Below are 21,402 nucleotides of genomic sequence, written 5' to 3'. Positions count from 1 at the left end.
CCGGCGCCCGGCCGCGATCCCGGGTCCGCACCGTCCGGCCGCCGGCACTCGCGCGGCGCCGGTGCGGACGCACGCCTCCTAGGGGCGGCGCGGGAAGCGGTCGAACTCCGGGCGCCGCTTCTCCTTGAAGGCCTCGCGGCCCTCCTGGGCCTCTTCGCTCATGTAGTAGAGCATCGTCGCGTCGCCGGCGAACTGCTGCATGCCCGCCGCCCCGTCGCTGACCGTGTTGATCGCGCCCTTGACCATGCGCAGGGCCAGCGGGGACTTCTCGAGCATCTCCCGGGCCCAGGCGACGGTCTCCTCCTCCAGCCGCTCCAGCGGGACGACGGTGTTGACCAGCCCCATCTCGCGCGCCTCCTCGGCGGAGTACTGACGGCACAGGTACCAGAGCTCGCGCGCCTTCTTCAGTCCCACCGTCTGGGCCAGCAGCCACGAGCCGTACCCGCCGTCGAAGGAGCCGACCTTGGGACCGGTCTGGCCGAACCTGGCGTTGTCGGCGGCGACGGTCAGGTCGCAGCAGACGTGCAGCACGTGGCCGCCGCCGATGGCGTACCCGGCGACCATGCAGATGACCGGCTTGGGCAGGCGCCGGATCTGCACCTGCAGGTCGAGCACGTTCAACCGGCCGATGCCCTGGCGGGCCACGGCGTCGTCGTCCGAGCCGATGTAGCCGTCGTCCCCGCGGATCTTCTGGTCGCCGCCGGAGCAGAACGCCTTGTCACCGGCGCCGGTGAAGATGATCACGCCGACCCGGGAGTCGTCGCGCGCGGCGTTGAAGGCGTCCTGGAGCTCGAAGAGGGTCTGCGGCCGGAACGCGTTGTGGCGCTCGGGCCGGTTGATCGTGATCTTGGCGATCCCCTCGGCGGTCTCGTAGATGATGTCGGCGTACTCGCCCGACCGCTGCCACTCCACGCCACTCACGACTGCCGTCATCTCCTTCACTGCGTTTTCCGGCTGGGGCCGAGGGTCCGGCCGGCCGGCGCGGCGGCACAGGGCCGCTTCCGCGCCCGGACCCGTCGGAGGCCAACCCTAATCGCTCCGGCACGCCCCGGAGCACGGCCCACCACCGCTTTCGCCGCAATCCCGGCGCACCCGCGGCGGCCCCGGCTCCGCGCACTCCGGTGGGCGGCGCTAACCTTGGCGGACGTGGCGAACCGACCGCTTCAGGCGGTGCTGGGCCTGGAGCCCGCACTGCTCACCGACCTGCTCCGCGACTCCCTGAACGGGCACGGCCCGGCCCTGCTGCCGCTCGACCCCGCGCTGCCGCGGCCGCGCCTGGAGTCCGTCCTGGCGGCGATGCGGCCCGCATCGCTGCGCACCCCCGAGGGCGTCACCGAACTGGCCGGGGCCCGCAGCACCGGCGAGGACGTCGCGCTGACCATCGCCACCTCCGGCTCGACCGGCACGCCCAAGGGCGTGGAGCTGACCGCCCCGGCCCTGCTGGCATCGGCCCGCGCCTCACTGCGGCGCATCGGCGCCCGGGACGGCGACCGGTGGCTGTGCGTGCTGCCGCACGCCCACATCTCCGGACTGCTGGTGCTGGTGCGCTCCCTGGTCGCCGGCGCCGAGCCGCTCGTCCAGCCCTTCGCCACCGAGACGGCCCTGCTCGCCGCCGACCGGCACCGCCCGCACGTCTCGCTGGTGCCCACCCAGCTGCACCGGCTGGTGGACGCGGGCGCCGATCTGTCGCGCTTCGGCGCCGTGCTGGTCGGCGGCGCCGCCGCCCGACCCGGCCTGCTGGCCGCGGCGCGCGCCGCCGGCGGCCGGGTCGTCACCACCTACGGCATGAGCGAGACCTGCGGCGGATGCGTCTACGACGGCGAACCGCTGGACGGCGTGGGCGTGCGCCTCGACGACACCGGCCGCATCCTGCTGGGCGGGCCGGTCCTCTTCGCCGGCTACCGGCTGGACGCCGAGGCCACCGCCGCCGCCGTGGAGCGGGACGCGGACGGCACGCGGTGGCTGCGCACCGGCGATCTGGGACGGTTCGACGGCGACGGGCGGCTGGCCGTGCGCGGGCGGCTGGACGACGTCGTCAACACCGGCGGCCACAAGGTCGTCCCCGCCGAGGTCGCCGCACTGCTGATGGAGATGGACTCCGTCGCCGACGCCGCCGTGGTGGGCCGCCCCGATCCCGAGTGGGGCGAGCGCGTGACCGCGGTCGTCGTCCCCGCCGACCCAGCGGCCCCGCCCGGCCTGGAGGAGGTCCGCACGTGGGTGGGCGCCCGCATGCCCCGCTACGCCGCACCGCACGAGGTGGAGATCCGCACCAGTCTCCCCCAGCTGACCTCGGGAAAGACCGATCTCGCCGCCCTGCGCCGGGGCCCTGTACAGCGAGATTGACGCGTTCGCCCGCGGGCAGGATGATCGGTGACCGCGATCTTTCGTAACGGATCCGCCTCATGGGGGAACTTCGCACGCCGGACAGGCGTCTACCAAGGCACCGAATCCAACCCCTCGCGAAGGAGGTCGGCGGTGCGGAACGGCCGGCACCGGCCCCGCGGACGCCGCTGCGCCGCTCGCAGCACATCGGGCGTTGTCCGCGGACGTCCTTACCGGCTCGACGGAGCCGCCTGCGCCGCATCGGGTCGTGAGCCAGACCACGTCCCGCGAGATCCAATCGAGACCGGGAACATTTGACTCTCTGACACGTTAGACATAGTGGCGTGCGAACACGGCGGACTCCATACCGCCACGCGCCTGACGTCTTGGAAGGGAGGGAGGTGCCTTCATGTCGCGCACTGCCCTAGCCACTTCTCCCACGGTGGCGGAGACCGCAGACGGCAAGGATGTCGCGTCCGCGTCTCTGGACGAGCTGATCACCAGGGGGCGCTCCCAGGGACACCTGTCCCTTGGGGAGCTTCGCGCCGCGTTCTCCGCGGCGGGCATCAGCCCGGCCGACGGCCGCTCCATCCTGCGTGAACTCGCCGACGCCGGCGTGCGGCTCGCCAACGGGGGCGGCGACGCCGCGGTGGAGTCCGTCGACGCCGACGCCGAGGACGAAGCGCTCGAGGAGGCTCTCGACACCGCACCCCGGGAGGCCGCCGAGGCCAAGTCCGAGGATAGCGAAACACTGCCCTCGCCCGCCCACGAGCCGGAGGGCCCCGAGGCCGACCTCGACGACCAGTCTCCGGCGATGGGCGACTCCGTCCACACCTACCTCAAGGCTATCGGCCGGCGCCAGCTGCTGACGGCCGAGGAGGAGGTCGACCTCGCCAAGCGGATCGAGGCCGGGCTCTACGCCGAGTACCGCCTGGGCACCATCGAGGACTCCCCCGGTCCCGAGGACCTCACCGAGGCCGAGCACGAGGACCTCACCGAGATCGCCGAGGACGGCCGGCGCGCCAAGCAGCACATGCTGGAAGCCAACCTCCGGCTGGTCGTATCGGTCGCCAAGAAGTACAGCGACCGCGGCATGTCGCTGCTGGACGTGGTCCAGGAGGGCAACCTGGGCCTGATCCGGGCCGTGGAGAAGTTCGACTACACCAAGGGCTTCAAGTTCTCCACCTACGCCATGTGGTGGATCCGCCAGGCCATACAGCGCGGCTTCGCCGACTCGGCCCGCACCATCCGGCTGCCCGTGCACGTCCTGGAGCTGCTCAGCAAGGTGAGCCGGCTGGAGCGGGACATGCACCAGACCCTGGGCCGCGAGCCCACTCCGGAGGAGCTGGCCAAGGAGCTGGACAAGACCCCGACCCAGATCGAGGAGCTGCTGCGGGTCACCCGTCAGCCCATCAGCCTCGACTCGACCATCGGGGAGGATGGCGAGACCCGTATAGGCGATCTCATCGAGGACATCGACGCCTCGGAGGCCTCCGAGGTGGTCGACCGCCAGCTGATGGCCGACCAGCTCCGCCGTGCGCTGGACGACCTCGAACCGCGCGAGGCGACCATCATGTCGCTGCGGTTCGGACTGATGGACGGCCGCCCGCGCACCCTGGACGAGATCGGCAAACACCTCGGTCTGACCCGCGAGCGCATCCGGCAGCTGGAGAAGCAGTCGCTGTCGAAGCTGCGGCACCCGAGCCGGGCCCAGCAGCTGCTCGACTTCGCGAGCTGACCGGCCCGCCTGTCGCCGCCCGCGTCAGGCCCGACCCTGACCCCGTGCCCGCCCTCGTGCGGGCACGGGGTCTTTGCGCGCTCCGCGCCCGCGCGGGGGCGGACCCGGCGGGGCCGGGCCCGGCCCCGCCTCCGTGTCAGGGGACCCCTGATGTTCCCCCCGACTTCCCGCCGAAGGGGTGCCGATCGCCCCGCCGCGGGAGACTATGTGGACATGGCCGACGACATATCCCCCGCGACCGCCCGCTCCGCGCCCCCGACCGCCGACTCCCCCGCACCCGCTCCCAGGGGCGGCGCCGTCGCCGGTGCTCCCGGCGCCGACATCGCGGACTCGCTGCGGGCCGCGCGGGAACTGGGCCCCGACTACGACGACGCGATCGCCGCCGCGATCGTGGAACGGCTCGACAGGGCCGTCGACGAGCGGGTCGGGCACCGCCTCGCCGAGACGGGGGGCGACGCGCAGGCCCCGGGCCGCACCCCGGACGGCAACGATCGGGCGTGGTCCGACCCGCGCCTGGTCATGGGACTGCTGGGGATGTGCTTCGTGATCCCCTTGTCCGCGATCGCCGGCAGCTTCATGGGCGCCCCCGGAGTCATCCTGGCCTGGGTGGGGACCCTGCTGTTCTATCTGGTCAGCGTCATCGGAATCCGGCGCTGACCGGAGGCGCAGGGGCCCTTCAGCCGCGCAGCGCCGCGCGGACGATGTCGAGCGCCTCCGTCGGGTCCAGCCCGAGCTTGGCGATGACGTCGGCGTAGCTGCGGGCCGCCGAGACCGCCTCGGCGCGCTGGGCGTCGCCGTCGGCGGCGATGTAGGTGCCCGAGCGGCCGCGGGTCTCGACCACGCCGGCCTGCTCGAGCTCGCGGTAGGCGCGCGCGACGGTGTTCACGGCGACGGAGAGGGTCTCGGCCAGCGCCCGCACCGTCGGCAGCTTGTAGCCGACCGGCAGCTCGCCTTTGGCGGCCGCGTTGGCCACCGCCGCCCGTATCTGCTCATACGGGGGAACCTTCGACGTCGGGTCGATCCGGATCGCGTCCGGCATCCTCGCCCCCACTCCCTGTAACCTGCGGTACCTCCGGCGTGCGCGCAACGCCTGCTCCGATCCTCCCACCGGTACGCAAGGCGCGCACGTCGTCAGCCCGCCACGGGGCTCCGCGGCAGGCGCTCGACTCCGTGCAGGCGGTGGTTCTCGCGAGCGGTCAGCAGCCGCTCGGCGGTCTCGGTGGCGTGGCGCACCTCGGGTGTGGCCAGCCGCTTGCGGCGGTGGATCCGGTCGGTGTAGCCGCGCGGGCCGATCAGCACCCGCTCGTGCGCGTAGGCGGCGCGCATCGCCTCGGTCAGTGCGGTGTCCAGCGCGACGCCGCGGCGGTGCAGCTCCTCGATCGCGGCGTCGGAGCGCTGCGCCTCGAAGAGCCGCTCCTCGGCCGCGGCGACCTCGCGGAGCAGCTCCGGAAGCCGCTCGGCCCGGGTCCGGTCCTCGGAGTGCTGCTTGCGCGCGGTGTCATCGGGCTTCCGCTTCAGCAGGGCCATATTCGCTCCCGTGGTGTGATCGGGTGGTCAGGGGACGGGCCGAGCTTATCGGCCATCCCACTCTAGAGGTGGGCAAGATCACCTGGCGAGCGCGACCGTGTCTCCGGCGCCGCCTTTACAGAGTAATCCTAGGATCGGGACGTGAGCCGAAACAACGCCGGCCTCAGCGCCGACCGCATCATCAGCGAGGCCCTGCGCATCATCGACGGCCAGGGCCTGCGCCGGTTGACCATGCGCCGCCTGGGCGACGCCCTGGAGGTGGAGGCCATGGCGGTCTACCACCACTTCCCGCTGGGAAAGGAGCAGCTCTTCGACGCGATCGTCGCCCATATCAGCGACGTGACCCGCGGGCAGCCGGGCGCGGCCGGAGAGGAGGCCGCGGACCCCGGTGAGGACGGCGAGAGCACCGCCGGGGCCGCAGAGGAGGACGCCGCCCCGGCCGACGGGCGCCCGTGGGACGAGCGGCTGCGGGAGTGGGCGCTGGACTACCGCCGCGCACTCCTGGCCCACGCCCAGGCGCTGCCTCTGTTCATCCACCGCCGCCCCGACACCGAGGCCGCCCTGCGCACGCTGGAGCTGCACTACGCCGCCTTCGCCGAAGCCGGGCTCAGCGGCGACCGGGTCGTCCAGGCCGCCGCGGCGCTGGACTCCTACGTGACCGGCGCCGTCATCCACGAGGTCCGCGCCGACGGCCTGCCGGCCCGGGACTCGGCGACCGTCGACGGCCGGTTCCCGCACGCGGCGGCGCTGGAGGGGGTGCGGCTCGACCCCGAGCGGCGGTTCACCGACGGCCTCGACGCCCTCCTGCACTCACTGCGCCCCTAGTCCGCACTCCCCGTCCGCGGACGTCCGCGAGCGCCGCCCGGACGGCGCCGACGCGGCCGCGTCGGCGCCGTCCGGGCGCAGCCGTCGACGAAGGGCGGCGACCCGGGGCGGTGGAGCGGGCTCGTCGACGGCGCGCGGCCGGGGCGCCCTCGGCTTTCCGCCCGGGTTCGCTGGAGCGGCTCGGAGGGGTCCGGCAGCGCCGCCCCGCCGACCGCCGCCAGGGGCCGCATCCGCCGCACGCCAGGTCAAGGCGCCAGGCCCCGCTCCTGGGCGGCGATGGCCGCCTGCACGCGGCTGCGCAGGCCGAGCTTGGCCAGGACCCGGCTGACGTGGGTCTTGGCGGTCGGCTCGGTGATTCCCAGGCGCCGGGCGACCTGGCGGTTGGACAGGCCCTCGCCCACACAGGCCAGCACCTCGCGTTCGCGGGGCGTCAGCTCCGCCAGGGCGGACGCGGCCGGGCGCTCCCACCCGCCCGGGTCGGGCGTGTCCCCGGGCGTGTCCGCGCGCTCGGCGGGCGCGCCGGCGGTAGGCGCGCCCGCGAACTCCCGGATGAGCCGGCGCGTCACGGCCGGGGCGATCATGCCCTCGCCGCGCGCGACCACCCGCACCGACTCGATCAGGCCGTCAGCGTCGACGTTCTTCAGCAGGAACCCCGCGGCACCGGCGCGCAGCGCGCCGAACACGTACTCGTCGAGGTCGAAGGTGGTCAGGATGAGCACGTCGGTGCCCGTGCCGACCAGCTCACGGGTGGCCGCGATCCCGTCCTTGCGCGGCATCCGCACGTCCATCAGCACGAGGTCGCAGCCGGTGCGGCGGGCCGCCGCCACCGCCTGCTCGCCGTCGGCGGCCTCGGCGGCCACCTCGATGTCGGGCGCGGACTCCAGGATCATCACCAGGCCCGAGCGCACCGCCCACTGGTCCTCGGCCACCACGACACGGATCACCGCACACCGCCCCCTTCGCCGGTGCGGCCGCCGGCCGCACCCTCCGCCGTATCCGCGCCGCCCGGGCGCTCCACCGGGTCCGCCCCGCCGACCGGCGCCCGCCGGCCCGCCCCGGGCCGCCGCTCGTCGGGTGCGAGCGGGATCTCGGCGCGCACGCGCCAGACCCGCCCGTCCACCGGGCCGGCGCTGAACCGGCCGCCGAGCAGCTGCACCCGCTCGCGCATCCCGGTCAGCCCCGCGCCCGCACCGTGGCCGTCGAGCACTCCGGGCTCGCGCGCGCCCCGCCCGGCGAGGCCGTTGCTGACCGTCAGCAGCAGCAGGTCCCCGCCGCCGCTTGCGCCGCCCCTCGGGCCGTGGCCGCCTCCTGTGCCGTCCCCGGCGCCAAAGCCGCCCTCGGAGAAGTCCACGACGACCTCGACCCGCATCGGGTCGGCGTAGCGCATGGCGTTGGTCAGCGACTCCTGCAGCACCCGGTAGGCCGCGGAGTCGGCGCGCTGCGGCAGCGGGCGGTCGCGCCGGGTCCAGGCGACGTCGATCTCCAGCCCGGCCTCCCGTGCGTCGGCCAGCAGGCGGTCGGCGTCGGCCAGCCGGGGGGTGACCGCCTCCAGCTCCGGTGCCTCCCGCGCACCGCGCAGCACCCCGATCATGGCCCGGAGGTCGGTGAGGCCCCGCAGGCTGCTGTCGCGGATCACGCCCAGGATGCGGCGGGTCCGCTCGGGGTCGGACTCACGCATGGACAGCGCCGCCGTCGACTGGACGGCGACGGCGCTGAGGTGGTTGGCGACCACGTCGTGCAGTTCGCGCGCCACCCGCCCGCGCTCCTCGGCCACGGCGTGGCGGCGGTCCAGCTCGGCCATCTGCTCGATCCGGCGCGCCCGCTCGCGCTCCAGGCTTGTGCGCAGCCGGTGCTCGCGCACGCTCGTCCCGCTGATCGTCGGGCTGCCGAAGCCCAGCACGTACAGCCCGATACCCTGTGCGATCACCAGCGGTCCGCCGCGCAGGGCGCCGTTGGCCGCGGCGAACACGAGCAGCGCGGACACGGCGGCCCCGCCGGCGCACACGGCCGCCAGCACGCCGTTGGCGAGCCTGCGCCGCCCCCAGACGCACGCCGCGTAGAGCGCTTCCCCGTAGTTGATGACCACGGCGCTGGAGGGCCCCACGGCCGCGTCGGCCGCCAGCACGAGGGTCGCCGCCGCCAGGACCGCCCCGGGGGCCGTGCGGCGGAAGACCACGAGTGTGCAGCTGACGGCCAGGGTGACCAGCATCCACCGCGGGTCGAGACCGCCGTCGCGGTGGGTGTAGGCGCCCACGCCCCACAGCACCGCGCCCAGGGCGAACAGGAATGCGGCCCACAGGGCGCTGCCGAGGTAGGCGCGTCCGCCCAGGATCGGGCGGTCGAGCAGCTCGCGGCCCGGCAGTCGTCCTCTCACGGCTCCCATCTCAGCACGCGGCCGGCGCGGATGCGTACATCGAAGGTGGTAGGACGATCTCCCCGCCGCCGACGATCCGCCCGCGCCGGGTGCGCCCGCATGCTGGAGGCCGCCCGGTCCCGGTACCCGCCGGGCCGCGAAGCCGGGTTCCGCGAGGACGGGGGAAGCATGGTCACAGGCGCGATCCTGGCGGTCGAGGCGCTGTTCTGGGTGTTCGTGGTGGGCGGGCTGGCGGCCCGCTACCTGGCGCGCGCCACGCGCCTGAGCACCGTACTGCTGCTGCTCGTGCCGGTACTGGACGTGGTCCTGCTGGCGGTGATCGCCGTCCATCTGAGCCTGGGCGGCACGGCCGACCGCTCCCACGGCTTCGGTGCGCTGTACCTGGGCTTCACCGTCGCCTACGGCCACAGCGTCATCCAGTGGGCGGACGTGCGCTTCGCCCACCGCTTCGCCGGCGGCCCGCCTCCCCCGCGCCCGCCCAAGGCCGGCGCGCCGGCGGTGCGGCGCGAGGCGGCGGCGTGGCTGCGGTGCGTGGCGGCCTGCGCGATCGGCGCGGGCGTGCTGGCCGGGCTGATCCTGTTCGTCGGCGACGCCGAGCGCACAGCGGCGCTGCAGGACTCGTTCGCCATCGTGCGCGTGGTGCTGGCCGGGCACACCCTGATCTCCGTGTGGGTCATCGGAGAGGCGGCGGCGCGCTCGCGGCGGAAGGACGGGCAGAGCCCCGGCGCGGCGGCCGATCGGCGCGCCGGGAGCCGGAGCTGACACCGAGCGCACCCGCGTGCGCCGCGGCGTGCGGGCAGCGGAGCCCGCACGCCGCGGCGCGTGCGCGGTCGTGGGCGGCTAGGCCGCCGTGGACCGGTGGCGCAGCTCGGCGCGGCGCGCGCGGTGCTTCTTGGCCTCGACCGGGTCGAGGACCGGGGCCGCCGCCAGCAGCTCGCGGGTGTAGTCGTGCTGGGGCGCCTCGTAGACGGCGTCGCTGTCGTTCAGCTCGACGACCTCGCCCTTGCGCATGACCGCCACCCGGTCGCTGACCTGGCGGACCACGGCCAGGTCGTGGGCGACGAAGATGTAGGTCAGGTCGAAGTCGTCCTGGAGCTCGTCCAGCAGGCGCAGCACCTGGTCCTGGGTCGAGACGTCCAGCGCCGAGACCGGCTCGTCGCAGATGACCAGCTTGGGCCGCAGGATGAGGGCGCGGGCGATGGCGATGCGCTGGCGCTGACCGCCGGAGAACGCGTGCGGGAAGCGGTTGTAGTGCGAGGCCTCCAGCCCGACGCGCTCCAGCAGCTCCTGGACCTTGCGCTGGATCTCCTTGGTGTTGTTCTCGCCCTGCACCCGCAGTCCGGCGCCGATGCTGTCGCCGATGGTCACGCGCGGGTTCAGCGACGAGTACGGGTTCTGGAAGATCATCTGGATGTCGCGGCGCAGCGGGCGCAGCTTGCGCTCGGCCAGCCGGGTGATGTCGCGTCCCTCGAAGAGGATCTGCCCGGAGGTGGGGGTGAGCAGCCGGGTGATCATCCGCGAGAGGGTGCTCTTGCCGGAGCCGGACTCGCCCACGATGCCCAGCGTCTCGCCCTGGTGCAGGTCGAAGGAGACGTCGTCGACGGCGTAGAAGTCGCTGGCCCGCCCCAGCAGGCCGCCGCGGACCTTGAAGCTCATGCGGGCGTTGCGCACCGACAGCAGCGGCGCGTCCGCGGACTCGTCGCTCTTCTCGGGCTTGGCGGTGGCCCCGGTGCGCTGCTGGGCGGAACCGCCGTCGGCGGCGCCGGCGCGCCGGCGCGCCTCGTGCGCCTTCTTCGCCTGCTCACCCAGCCCCTCGGAGGCGGGCTGCTCGCGCTCGGCGCGCACCTGTGCGCGGCGCTGCGCGCGGGACATGTCCACCCGCGGCACCGCCGCCAGCAGCGACTTGGTGTAGGGGTGCTCCGGATCGGCCAGCACGCGGCGCACGTCGCCGTGCTCGACGATGTCGCCGTTCTGCATCACCAGCACCTCGTCGACCGAGCCCGCCACCACCGCGAGGTCGTGGCTGACCAGGATCAGCGACATGCCGAGGTCGCTGCGCAGGTCGTCGAGCAGGTCCAGGATCTGGGCCTGGACGGTGACGTCGAGGGCGGTGGTGATCTCGTCGGCCAGCAGCACCGTCGGGTCGCACATGAGGCCCATGGCGATCAGGGCGCGCTGGCGCATGCCGCCGGAGAACTCGTGCGGGTAGGAGTTGATGCGCTTGGCCGCATTGGGGATGCCCACCCGGTCCAGCGACTCGACCGCGCGCTTGCGGGCGTCGGCGCTGGAGACGCCGGGGCGGTGCACCTTCAGCGCCTCGATGAGCTGGTTGCCGATGGTGTACTGCGGGTGCAGCGACGACATCGGGTCCTGGAAGACCATCGCGATGTCGTTGCCCCGCATGTCGCGCACCTCGGTGTCGCTCGCGGTGCCGAGGTTCTTGCCGGTGACGGTGATGTCCCCGGTGACGTCGGCGTTGGTGCCGCGGTGCAGACCCATCAGTGCCAGGGACGTTGCGCTCTTGCCTGACCCGGACTCGCCGACGATGCCGATCGCGCCCCCCTTGGGGACCTCGAAGGAGATCCCGTCGACCGCGGTGATCCGGCCCTCCAGGGTGGGGAACGTGATCCGCAGATCGTTGACGCTGACGACCGGATCGGTCATGGCCGCCTCACCTTCGGTGCGTTTCGCCGTTGTGTGCGTGTTTGCGGTACTCGACATGCTCGCCTCCCCTGCCTCAGACGCCCACGCGCACGCGGGGGTCGACCCAGGCGTAGAGCACGTCGACGATCAGGTTGCAGACGACCACGAACACCGCGGTGAACATGGTGACCCCCAGGACCACAGGCAGGTCGTTGCCGCGGATCGCGTCGACGGCGAACTTGCCCAGTCCGGGTAGGGAGAACGTGCTCTCGGTGAGCACCGCGCCGCCCAGCATGAGGCCGAAGTCCAGGCCGAAGATGGTGATGATGGGAGTCAGCGCGGCGCGCAGGCCGTGCTTGGTGACGACCTTGCGCTCGGGCAGCCCCTTGGCGCGGGCGGTGCGGATGAAGTCCTCGCCCATGGTGTCGAGCATCCCGGCGCGGGTCAGCCGCGCGTACATCGCGGCGTAGAGGAACGCCAGGGTGATCCACGGCAGGACGAGGGCGTGCGCCCACGCCAGCGGGTTGGCGGTGAAGTCGGTGTAGCTGCCGCCCGGCGGGAAGATCGGCCAGTAGTAGCTGAACAGCGCCAGGGACACCAGACCGGTGAAGAAGATCGGCAGCGACACCCCGGCCAGCGCGGTCATCATCGCGGCGCGGTCCAGCGCGGAGCCGCGGCGCAGAGCGGAGAGCACGCCGATGGACACGCCGGCGACCACCCAGATGACGGCGGCGCCGATCGCGAGGGAGCCGGTCACCGGCAACCGGTCGAGCAGCTGCGGCCAGACCTCGGTGTTGGTCTTGAAGGAGTAGCCGAAGCACGGGGAGTCGCAGTGGATGACGTCGGTCCCGCTGTCGTACTCCTGGCCCATCACCAGTCCGGAGACGAACTCCCAGTACTGCACGGTGATCGGCTCGTCCAGATTCAGCCGCTCCTTGACCGCGGCGATCGCCTCGGGGCTGGGCGACTTGCCGATGTAGCGGGCCGCCAGAGCGTCGGAGTCGATGCCGGCGAGCCGGGGCACCAGGAAGAAGATCGCGAAGACGACCATGGTGACCACGAGCAGCAGGACGACGCCCGCGGCCAGGCGGCGGAAAATGTATCGGATCACAGCGGGCGGCCGAAGCCTTCACCTGCCTTGCTACACGAGTGAGGTATGCCGGGGGCGCGGGCGGGCTTGTGGCTGCCCGCGCCCGATCTCGGACCGGGGTCGGCCCCCGCGCGCGGCGGGGGCCGACCGGGGGCGCTAGTTCTGCTCCAGCCCCAGCGCGGAGTAGTCGTACATCTTGTACGCCTCGCTGAAGTAGACGTTGCTCAGGCTCTCGGGCCGGTAGAGCAGCGCCTTCTGGTTCAGGTAGGGCAGGAACGTGGCCGACTCCATCGCCAGGGCGTTGACGTCGGCGTAGATCTTCTCGCGGGCCGCCGGCTCCTCGGTGACCGCGGCCTCGTCGAGGAGCTCGTTGACCTCCGGGTCGTCCAGCTCGGAGAGGTTGGAGTTGCCGGCCGGCTTGATGGAGTCGCCGTGCATGATCTGCGACATGAAGCCGTAGCCGGAGGGCCAGTCGGCACCCCAGCCGTAGGCGATGATGCCCAGCTCCTCGCGCTTGACGAACTCCGGCGAGCCCGCCTGCTCACTGGTGTAGGTGCCCGCCGGGTAGCCCTTCAGGTCGGTCTTGATGCCGTACTTCTGCAGGGCCTGCTGCAGGGCCTCGGCGGTCTTCTTCTCCTTGTCGCGGTCGGAGCGGTAGGAGATGTTGGTGGAGAAGCCGTCGGGCATGCCGCACTCTTCGAGGGCGGCCTCGGTCTTCTTCTTGCTGCCCTTGTGGCCCTTGGTGCCGTAGGGGTCGATGTCCTTGTAGCCCGGGATCGAGGGCGGCAGCATGTTGGTCGCGATGTCGCCGGCGATGGAGCCGCCCCAGGCGCCCTGCATGGCGGTCTTGTCGGCGGCGTAGAGGATCGCCTCGCGGCAGGCCTTCTTATCGAAGGGCTTCACGTTGGGGTTGATCGCGAAGTAGAGCAGGAACCCGGTCTGCGGGTTGTCGGCGTTGGCCTTCAGCTCTTCGCTGCGCAGGATGTCCTGGCGGGCGGAGGCCTCGACACCCAGGCCGGCGACGTCGACGTGCAGGTCGCCGTTGATCAGGCGCTTGTCCCGGTCGTTCTCCTCCTGCTTGAACTGCACCTGGACCTTGTCCGGGCGGTTGCGGGTCAGGGGGTCGGTCTCGGGGTCGTACTCCTCGTTGCGGACGAGGTTGAGCTGCTGGCCGGGCGTCCACTCGCTCTCGAACTTGTAGGGCCCGCTGGAGACGACGTTGGTCTGGTACTGGTCACCGGTGTCGGCGTCGGCCGGCACCGGAGCCGTCTGCGGCATGGCGGCCAGGTAGTCGAACTCCGCGAACGGCTTCTTGAGGTGGAACTCGATCGTCCGGTCGTCGGGGGTGGTGACGCCCTTGAAGTTGTCGAGGTTGTCGTCCTTGTAGGGGCCCTCGTAACCGCCGGCGTCCAGCAGCTGGAAGAAGTAGTTCGGGCCCTTGTTCAGCACCTCGGGGGCGAAGTTGCTGCGCGCGATGGCGTACTTCACGTCCTCGGACGTGATCTTGGAGCCGTCCTGGAACTTCAGGCCCTTCTTGAGGGTGTAGGTCCAGGTCAGGCCGTCGTCGCTGACCTCGCCGAGGTCGGTGGCCATGTCCGGGATCGGCTCCTGGCCCTTGTCGCCCGGCTTCTGGGGGTAGGTCACCAGGGTGCGCGCGTAGTAGCGCGTGAAGTCCCAGTTGGCGGCGTAGTAGGTGTTGCCGGGGTCCAGCGAGTCGAACTGGTCGGAGTGGGCGTACTTGAGGGTGCCGCCCTGCTCCGTGCTCTTGTCGACGATGCTGCTGATTGCGGAGTCGTCGACGGAGATGTCGCTGCTACCGCCGTTGTCGTTTCCACCGCCGCCTCCGCAGGCGGTCAGGAGCATCGCCACCGATGTGCCGGCGGCGGCGAGGCCCAGCCATTTCTTGCTCACTGGCGTTTGCCTTTCTCTACGCGAACAGTGGTGCGGGCACCGATCGGGTGCTCGGACACCTGGGGTGATTCATGGTGGGGTCAGGACTGGGTGCGGGGGTCGAGCGCGTCGCGCAGACCGTCACCGAAGAGGTTGAACGCCAGCACCGTCAGGAAGATCGCCAGACCGGGGGCGAGCATGAAGTTCGGCGCGGAGTCGTAGTAGTCGACCGCTTCGGAGAGCATGCCGCCCCACGTGGCCGTGGGCGGCTCGACGCCCACGCCGAGGAAGGACAGCGCGGCCTCGAAGAGGATGTTGGTGGGGATCAGCAGGGTGGAGTACACCAGGATGGGCGCCACCAGGTTCGGCAGCAGCTCCTTGCGCAGGATGTAGAGGTTGCTCGCCCCGAGGCTGCGCGACGCCTCGACGAACTCGCGTTCGCGGAGGCTCAGCGTCTGGCCGCGGATGATGCGGCCGATGTAGGGCCAGTTGAAGAACCCGATGATGAACACCAGGATCGCGATGCGCAGGGCTTGGTCCTGGAGGCCGAACGCGGCGTCGGGCAGCACGCCCACGAGCGCCATGGCGAACAGCAGCAGCGGGAAGGCCAGGAAGATGTCCATCAGGCGGCTGATCGCGGCGTCGACCCAGCCGCCGAAGTAGCCGGCGATGATGCCCATGATCGTACCGAGGACCACCGAGACGAGGGTGGCCAGAAAGCCGATGAGCATGGAGATCCGGGCGCCGTAGACGATGCGGCTGAAGACGTCGCGTCCGGTCACCGGCTCGACGCCGAAGAGGTAGTCGCCGCTCATGCCGCCCATGCCGCCGAGGGGCATGCCGAGGGCGGGGTCGATCATCTCCCGGTTCCACTGGTTCGGCGGATGGCCGAACAGGCCGACGATCACGGGCGCGAACAGCGCCACGAACGCCATCAGGACGACGAAGGCGCCGCCGGTCATCGCGACCTTGTCCTTGCGGAGCCGCATCCAGGCGATCTGGCCCAGGGACCGGCCGCGGTCGCGCACGCCGCCCTTCTGGGCGACCGCGTCGGGATGGGCCTCCTCGGCCCCGCCCGGTACGTCCAAAGGCGCGGTCATAGCACCACTACTCCCCCACTAGTCCCGCTCTGTGCGGCGGCACAGTCTTCTCCGTTCGGATTCGCCGGCGATACCCGGCACACCCGTGCGACGGCGCGACCGGTGTGCGCGCACGCCTGGATTCCGTGCTGGCACGTGCCGCGGAGGGTGACTCCATGGCCCGTGTGTGACGGACGTGACCGTCGAACCCGTAAACCGTGGACATATGCACCGTTACCGTCGGCCCGACGCGGCACGGCGATTAATGTACGCCGCAATTCAGCACCGAACGTCCAATATCCGGCGATGTATCCCAATCGTGACGTCAGCACCACAGATCCGTCACTCGGCGCGAACTGACGTTGCGCAGCGATGCCAGAACCGAGTGTGCATCACGACAGGCATCGGTTTGGGGCGGCACGCCCTGGTCGGGGGCCTCGCTACAGCCCGAAGTCATAGTAAACGGAAAATTAGGACAATCATCCCGCCAAGCGGGTAAATTTACTCCGCCGGCGGTCCGGGGCCGCCGAGCCGCCGCACCGGACGCACGGAAATGGCGGTCACGGGGGGCTCTCTCCCGGCCTCGGACCGGGCTTGGGAGAATGGTGCGCGAGGGGCGCACGGGGCGTCTTCGGGATGCACTCCGCGGACGCCGGATTCCGGCGCGGGATCGGGGCTGCGCGCCGCGCTCGGCGGTGCCCGGACCGCGCGCGGGCGCGCCCGGGAGCAGGCGCGCCCGGGAGGGGGCAGGCCGCGCGCACACGCCGCTCGCCGGGGCGCGGACCAGCGCCCCCGCCGCCGCGGGCCGCTCCGCCCGCTACTCGATCCCGTGCTTGCGCAGCAGGTCCTCGATGTCGCCGAAGTCGTCGTCGCCGCCCTGCTTGGGCTTCGCCGCCTGCTTGCCCTGGCCCTTGCCCGGCGCGCCGGCGGCGCCTGCGGTCCCGCCGTCCGCGGAGGTGATGCCGGCGGCCGGACCGCCGCCCTGCTCGGCCGCCGCGGAACCGGACCCGGACCCCTTGCGCACGCCCACGCCGCGCGCACGCATGACGCCCGAGACCACCCACAGCACGACCGCCAGGCCGGCCACGGCGACCCCCGCCCACACGATGGGGTTGAACGCCAAGGAGACGAAGAAGCCGACCAGGTCGGCGACGAGCCGCCAGAGGATCGTCATGAGCCCCATGAGGCCGACGGCCAGCGGCAGCAGCGACCATGCGACACCGCGCAGCCCGGAGGCGGCGCCGCGGCGCCGCCAGAGCACCCACGAGACGATCAGCCCCACGACGGTGAGTGCGGCTCCCAGCATCGGACCTGCGATGGGCAACTGTTCCGGCATGCTTCCAGTGTTGCATCCGCGTCCAGCGCCGCACATCGGGCGAGTCCCCTAGGGATCGCCCGCGACGGGCCACAGGGAGGGGTGGCGGGTCCGGTGGCGGTCTCGCGGCTGCGGGCGCGGGGCCACCGCACGGCGACGCGGCGGCCGGCGCCGGTACCGCGGGTCAGGCCGCTACGAGGGACCCGACCCAGTCCAGGTCCACGCCCTCCAGCGTCTCCAGCACGTGCAGGCGTCCGCCGGGGGTGAAGCCGACCTGGTCGACCACGGCGACCGTCGTGCAGCCGGCCGCCAGCGCGGAGGCCACACCCACCTCGGAGTCCTCGAAGGCCACGCACCGCGCGGGGTCGGCACCCAGCAGTCGGGCAGCGGTGAGGTAGGGGGCGGGGTCGGGCTTGTTGGCCCCGACCTCGTCGCCGGCGACCGAGACGTCGAAGCTGTCGACCCCGATCGCGCCGATCGCCGAGCCGACCAGCGCCCGCTGGGTGGAGGTGACCAGCGCCGAGGGGACTCCCGAGCCCGCGACGCGGGCCACCAGCTCCTTGGCTCCCGGACGCGGCTCGGCGCCGCCGGCCAGCAGGCGGGCGAACTCCGCCTGCAGCCGGGCGGCGACGGCGTGGGCGTCTGCGTCCACACCGGCCCGCTCGATCATGTAGCGGGCCACCGCCGCGGCGGCTCCCCCGATGTTGCGGCGGTGGTCCTGCGCGGTCCACTCGCCGCCGAGGGAGGCCGCCGCGGCCGACTCGGCCGTCCCCCACAGGCGTTCGCTGTCGATCAGTGTGCCGTCCATGTCGAACAGGACTGCCTGCAGGGGTGCGCCGGAACCGGTCATACGTTGAAGTATTTCGCCTCCGGGTGATGAATGACGATCGCGTCGGTTGCCTGCTCGGGAACGAGCTGGAACTCCTCGGACAACGTGACGCCGACCCGCTCGGGCTCCAGCAGCTTCATCACCTTGGCGCGGTCCTCCAGGTCCGGGCAGGCGCCGTAGCCCAGGGAGAACCGGGCGCCGCGGTAGCCGAGCTTGAAGAACGAGTCCAGGTCCTCGGGGTCCTCGCCCGCGAAACCCAGCTCCGAGCGGATGCGCGTGTGCCAGTACTCGGCCAGCGCCTCGGTCAACTGCACCGAGAGCCCGTGCAGCTCCAGGTAGTCGCGGTAGGCGTTCTTCTCGAACAGCTCCTGGGTGGCCCCGCTGATCGCCGAGCCGACGGTCACCACCTGCAGCGGCAGCACGTCGAGCTCGCCCGACTCCTTGGGCCGGAAGAAGTCCGACAGGCAGAGGTGGCGGTCGCGGCGCTGGCGCGGGAAGGAGAAGCGGACGCGCTCGCCGCCCTCCTCGTCCAGCACGACCAGGTCGTCGCCCTCGCTGTAGCAGGGGAAGTACCCGTAGACCACCGCGGCCTCCAGCAGGCCGTCGGTCTGGATGCGGTCCAGCCAGGCCCGCATGCGCGGCCGGCCCTCCGTCTCGACCAGCTCCTCATAGCTGGGCCCGCCGCCCTTCTTGGAGCCCTTCAGGCCCCACTGGCCCATGAAGGTCGCCCGCTCGTCCAGGAAGGCGGTGTAGTCGGCCAGCGGGATGCCCTTGCTGATCCGGTCGCCCCAGAACGGCGGAGTGGGCAGCGGGTTGTCGGTGGCGACGTCGCTGCGCGCGGGCATGTCCTCGGGCGCGGTGACCTCCAGCTTGGCGCCGCCCTTGACCTTGCGCTGGCGCAGTGCGGGAAGCTCGGCGCCCTCGACGCCGCGCTTGACGGCCATGAACGCGTCCATCAGGCGCAGGCCCTCGAAGGCGTCGCGGGCGTAGCGCACCTGGCCGTCGAACAGTCCGGCGAGGTCCTCCTCGACGAAGGAGCGGGTGAGCGCAGCGCCGCCCAGGAGCACCGGGTAGGTCTCGGAGATGCCCCGGGAGTTCATCTCCTCCAGGTTCTCCTTCATGATCACCGTGGACTTCACGAGCAGCCCGGACATGCCGATGACGTCGGCCTTCTGCTCCTCGGCGGTCTCCAGGATTGTCGAGACCGGCTGCTTGATGCCCAGGTTCACGACGTCGTAGCCGTTGTTGGAGAGGATGATGTCGACGAGGTTCTTGCCGATGTCGTGCACGTCGCCCTTGACGGTGGCGAGCACGATGCGGCCCTTGCCGTCGTCGTCGGTCTTCTCCATGTGCGGTTCGAGGTAGGCCACGGCCGACTTCATCACCTCGGCCGACTTCAGCACGAACGGGAGCTGCATCTCGCCGGAGCCGAACAGCTCGCCGACGACCTTCATGCCGGCGAGCAGCGTGTCGTTGACGATCTGCAGGGCCGGCCGCTCGGCCAGCGCCGCGTCCAGGTCGGCCTCGATGCCGTTCATCTCGCCGTCGATGATGCGGCGCTCCAGCCGGTCCCACAGCGGCAGCTTGGCCAGTTCGTCGGCGCGCGAGGCCTTCAGGGCCTGGGCGTCGACGCCCTCGAACAGGTCGAGGAACTTCGCCAGCGGGTCGTAGTCCTCGGTGCGCCGGTCGTAGATCATGTCCAGCGCGACCTGGCGCTGCTCGTCGGGGATCCTGTTCATCGGCAGGATCTTCGAGGCGTGCACGATGGCCGAGGTCAGCCCGGCCTCGACGCACTCGTGCAGGAACACCGAGTTCAGCACGATGCGCGCGGCCGGATTGAGGCCGAAGGAGAGGTTCGACAGGCCCAGGGTGGTCTGCACGCCCGGGTAGAGCCGGTTGATCTCCTTGATCGCCTCCAGCGTCTCGATGCCGTCGCGCCGGGTCTCGTCCTGGCCGGTGGCGATGGGGAAGGTCAGCGCGTCGATGATGATGTCCTCGCGCCGCATGCCCCACTCGCCGGTGAGCTCGTCGATGAGGCGGGCGGCCACGCGCACCTTCCACTCGGCGGTGCGGGCCTGGCCCTCCTCGTCGATGGTCAGCCCGACCACGGCGGCGCCGTGCTCCATGATGACCGGCATCAGCCGCTTCATCCGGGAGTCGGGGCCGTCGCCGTCCTCGTAGTTGACGGAGTTGATCACGGCGCGGCCGCCGAGCATCTCCAGCCCCGCCTCGATGACGGCGGGCTCGGTGGAGTCCAGCATGATCGGCAGCGTGGAGGCCGTCGCCAGGCGGGAGGCCAGCTCGCGCATGTCGGCGGAGCCGTCGCGGCCGACGTAGTCGACGTTGAGGTCGAGCATGTGGGCGCCGTCGGCGATCTGGTCGCGGGCGATCTCCACGCAGTCGTCGAAGCGCTCCTCGACCATCGCCTCGCGGAACTTCTTGGAGCCGTTGGCGTTGGTGCGCTCGCCCACGGCCAGGTAGCTGGTGTCCTGGCGGAAGGGCACGCTCTGGTAGAGCGAGGCCGCGGAGGCGACGTCGTAGGCGTTGCGCTGCTTGATGCCGCGCCCGCCCACACGCTCGACGACCTGGCGCAGGTGCTCGGGCGTGGTGCCGCAGCAGCCGCCCGCGATGGACAGTCCGAACTCGCCGGTGAAGGAGTCGTGGGCGTCGGCGAGCTCGCTGGGCTGCAGCGGGTACACCGCGCCCTCGGCGCCCAGCTCGGGCAGGCCGGCGTTGGGCATGCAGGAGATGGGCACGCGCGCGTGCTGGGACAGGTAGCGCAGGTGCTCGCTCATCTCGGCCGGGCCGGTGGCGCAGTTGATCCCGATCACGTCGATGCCCAGCGGCTCGAGGGAGGTCAGCGCGGCGCCGATCTCCGAGCCCAGCAGCATGGTGCCGGTGGTCTCGATGGTCACCTGGGCGATGATCGGGATGTCGACGCCCTTGGCGCGCCGCGCGCGCTGCGCGCCGATCACGGCCGCCTTCGTCTGCAGCAGGTCCTGGCAGGTCTCGATGAGGATAGCGTCGGCGCCGCCCTCGATGAGGCCGATGTGGCACTGCTCGTAGTAGTCGCGGATGGTGGCGTAGTCGATGTGGCCGAGAGAGGGGAGCTTGGTTCCGGGCCCGGCCGAGCCCAGGACGTATCGGGGATGGTCGGGGGTGGTGTACTCGTCGGCGACCTCGCGGGCCAGGCGTGCGCCGGCCTCGGCGAGCTCGTAGGTGCGTTCGGGGATGTCGTATTCTCCGAGCGCGGCGTAGTTGGTGCCGAAGGTGTTGGTCTCGACACAGTCAACGCCGACGTCGTAGAAGGCCGCGTGCGTGGCACGTACCACGTCGGGCCGAGTCACGTTGAGGATCTCGTTGCAGCCTTCGAGCCCGTTGAAATCATCGAGGTCGAGATCATGGGCCTGAAGCATCGTGCCCATCGCGCCGTCAGCGATGATGACACGTTGAGCGAGGGCATCACGGAAGGAGAGTCGAGAACTCATAATCTTCAACTGTAGTGTCGGCCGTCTTGCGCTGCGGGGTGAGGGGGTGCCCCCTCGGCATGTCCCCGACGAACGTGCAGGTCAAACGGTGTGCGTTCAGCGCCGCGGGCCTGCGCCGCCCCGTGTGGAACAAACGCGCGGCACCGAGCGGTTATGCCGGTGGAGCCCAGAGCCATAGGGTGGTCGTGGTCCGCTGCGCGGAACGCGCGGCGCCGGGCGGCCGGTTGGCTGTCGCCGCCGCGGGCACTCGTGGTAGGGCTGGATCGCGCGTGGGCTTCACGC

General features: G+C 71.8%; 17 protein-coding genes. 5 read left to right on the top strand and 12 right to left on the bottom strand.

Translation table 11 applies throughout. From position 1 onward, the window contains the following. Positions 1–78: 78 nt before the first annotated feature. Positions 79–933, bottom strand: coding sequence for a 1,4-dihydroxy-2-naphthoyl-CoA synthase (menB, locus tag ABEA15_RS05090; protein ID WP_345555679.1), 855 nt, complete (start codon positions 931–933; stop codon positions 79–81). 213 nt (positions 934–1,146) lie between these two features. On the opposite strand from menB, the gene ABEA15_RS05085 reads away from it, so the two are divergent. The 3 genes from ABEA15_RS05085 to ABEA15_RS05075 all read left to right on the top strand — a co-directional run bounded on the left by ABEA15_RS05085 (position 1,147) and on the right by ABEA15_RS05075 (position 4,717). After that, positions 1,147–2,343 (top strand): AMP-binding protein, encoded by a 1,197-nt coding sequence (locus tag ABEA15_RS05085; protein ID WP_345555678.1) that lies wholly within the window; start codon positions 1,147–1,149, stop codon positions 2,341–2,343. Positions 2,344–2,731: 388 nt separating this feature from the next. Continuing rightward, the gene (locus ABEA15_RS05080) at positions 2,732–4,060 is read left to right on the top strand and encodes an RNA polymerase sigma factor (RefSeq protein WP_344143776.1); all 1,329 of its coding nucleotides are present in this window, start codon (positions 2,732–2,734) and stop codon (positions 4,058–4,060) included. Positions 4,061–4,273: 213 nt separating this feature from the next. Then, positions 4,274–4,717, top strand: coding sequence for a hypothetical protein (locus tag ABEA15_RS05075; RefSeq protein WP_345555677.1), 444 nt, complete (start codon positions 4,274–4,276; stop codon positions 4,715–4,717). A 19-nt stretch (positions 4,718–4,736) separates the two neighbouring features. Here the strand turns inward: ABEA15_RS05075 and ABEA15_RS05070 are convergent, their stop codons facing one another. Continuing rightward, a complete protein-coding gene (locus tag ABEA15_RS05070) occupies positions 4,737–5,099 on the bottom strand; it encodes a GntR family transcriptional regulator (RefSeq protein ID WP_344143771.1) in 363 nt (120 codons plus the stop codon). 92 nt (positions 5,100–5,191) lie between these two features. Next, the gene (locus tag ABEA15_RS05065) at positions 5,192–5,587 is read right to left on the bottom strand and encodes a hypothetical protein (RefSeq protein ID WP_345555676.1); all 396 of its coding nucleotides are present in this window, start codon (positions 5,585–5,587) and stop codon (positions 5,192–5,194) included. 141 nt (positions 5,588–5,728) lie between these two features. Here ABEA15_RS05065 and ABEA15_RS05060 point away from each other — a divergent pair, with 141 nt between their 5' ends. Then, a complete protein-coding gene (locus ABEA15_RS05060; RefSeq protein ID WP_345555675.1) occupies positions 5,729–6,412 on the top strand; it encodes a TetR/AcrR family transcriptional regulator C-terminal domain-containing protein in 684 nt (227 codons plus the stop codon). A gap of 245 nt (positions 6,413–6,657) precedes the next feature. Here the strand turns inward: ABEA15_RS05060 and ABEA15_RS05055 are convergent, their stop codons facing one another. After that, the gene (locus tag ABEA15_RS05055) at positions 6,658–7,356 is read right to left on the bottom strand and encodes a response regulator (RefSeq protein WP_345555674.1); all 699 of its coding nucleotides are present in this window, start codon (positions 7,354–7,356) and stop codon (positions 6,658–6,660) included. Then, positions 7,353–8,795: a sensor histidine kinase gene (locus tag ABEA15_RS05050; RefSeq protein WP_345555673.1), complete on the bottom strand. Its 1,443-nt coding sequence runs from the start codon at positions 8,793–8,795 to the stop codon at positions 7,353–7,355. Before ABEA15_RS05050 ends, ABEA15_RS05055 begins: the two co-directional genes overlap by 4 nt. Positions 8,796–8,954: 159 nt before the next feature. On the opposite strand from ABEA15_RS05050, the gene ABEA15_RS05045 reads away from it, so the two are divergent. Continuing rightward, on the top strand, positions 8,955–9,548 hold the full coding sequence (locus tag ABEA15_RS05045; RefSeq protein WP_345555672.1) for a hypothetical protein: 594 nt from the start codon (positions 8,955–8,957) through the stop codon (positions 9,546–9,548). A 78-nt stretch (positions 9,549–9,626) separates the two neighbouring features. On the opposite strand, the gene ABEA15_RS05040 is transcribed toward ABEA15_RS05045, so the two are convergent. From ABEA15_RS05040 to metH, 7 genes are all read right to left on the bottom strand, one after another. Continuing rightward, entirely contained in the window at positions 9,627–11,450 is a 1,824-nt protein-coding gene (locus ABEA15_RS05040) for an ABC transporter ATP-binding protein (protein ID WP_345555671.1), read from the bottom strand. 73 nt (positions 11,451–11,523) lie between these two features. After that, on the bottom strand, positions 11,524–12,540 hold the full coding sequence (locus tag ABEA15_RS05035; protein WP_344143755.1) for an ABC transporter permease: 1,017 nt from the start codon (positions 12,538–12,540) through the stop codon (positions 11,524–11,526). A 135-nt stretch (positions 12,541–12,675) separates the two neighbouring features. Beyond that, complete coding sequence (locus ABEA15_RS05030; RefSeq protein WP_344143753.1) at positions 12,676–14,430, bottom strand: ABC transporter substrate-binding protein; 1,755 nt, start codon at positions 14,428–14,430, stop codon at positions 12,676–12,678. A gap of 80 nt (positions 14,431–14,510) precedes the next feature. Further along, positions 14,511–15,509: an ABC transporter permease gene (locus ABEA15_RS05025; protein ID WP_344143751.1), complete on the bottom strand. Its 999-nt coding sequence runs from the start codon at positions 15,507–15,509 to the stop codon at positions 14,511–14,513. A 796-nt stretch (positions 15,510–16,305) separates the two neighbouring features. Then, entirely contained in the window at positions 16,306–16,824 is a 519-nt protein-coding gene (locus ABEA15_RS05020; protein ID WP_345555670.1) for a cellulose synthase, read from the bottom strand. 163 nt (positions 16,825–16,987) lie between these two features. Further along, positions 16,988–17,653 (bottom strand): HAD family hydrolase, encoded by a 666-nt coding sequence (locus tag ABEA15_RS05015; protein ID WP_344143745.1) that lies wholly within the window; start codon positions 17,651–17,653, stop codon positions 16,988–16,990. Beyond that, positions 17,650–21,120: a methionine synthase gene (gene metH / locus ABEA15_RS05010; RefSeq protein ID WP_345555669.1), complete on the bottom strand. Its 3,471-nt coding sequence runs from the start codon at positions 21,118–21,120 to the stop codon at positions 17,650–17,652. The genes ABEA15_RS05015 and metH overlap by 4 nt, the downstream gene beginning before the upstream one ends. Positions 21,121–21,402 lie beyond the last annotated feature (282 nt).

It is taken from the genome of Streptomonospora halophila (assembly GCF_039542725.1).
Lineage (GTDB): Bacteria > Actinomycetota > Actinomycetes > Streptosporangiales > Streptosporangiaceae > Streptomonospora > Streptomonospora halophila.
Note: the sequence above shows the minus strand (reverse complement) of the source record. Positions and strands in the feature narration are given on the sequence as shown.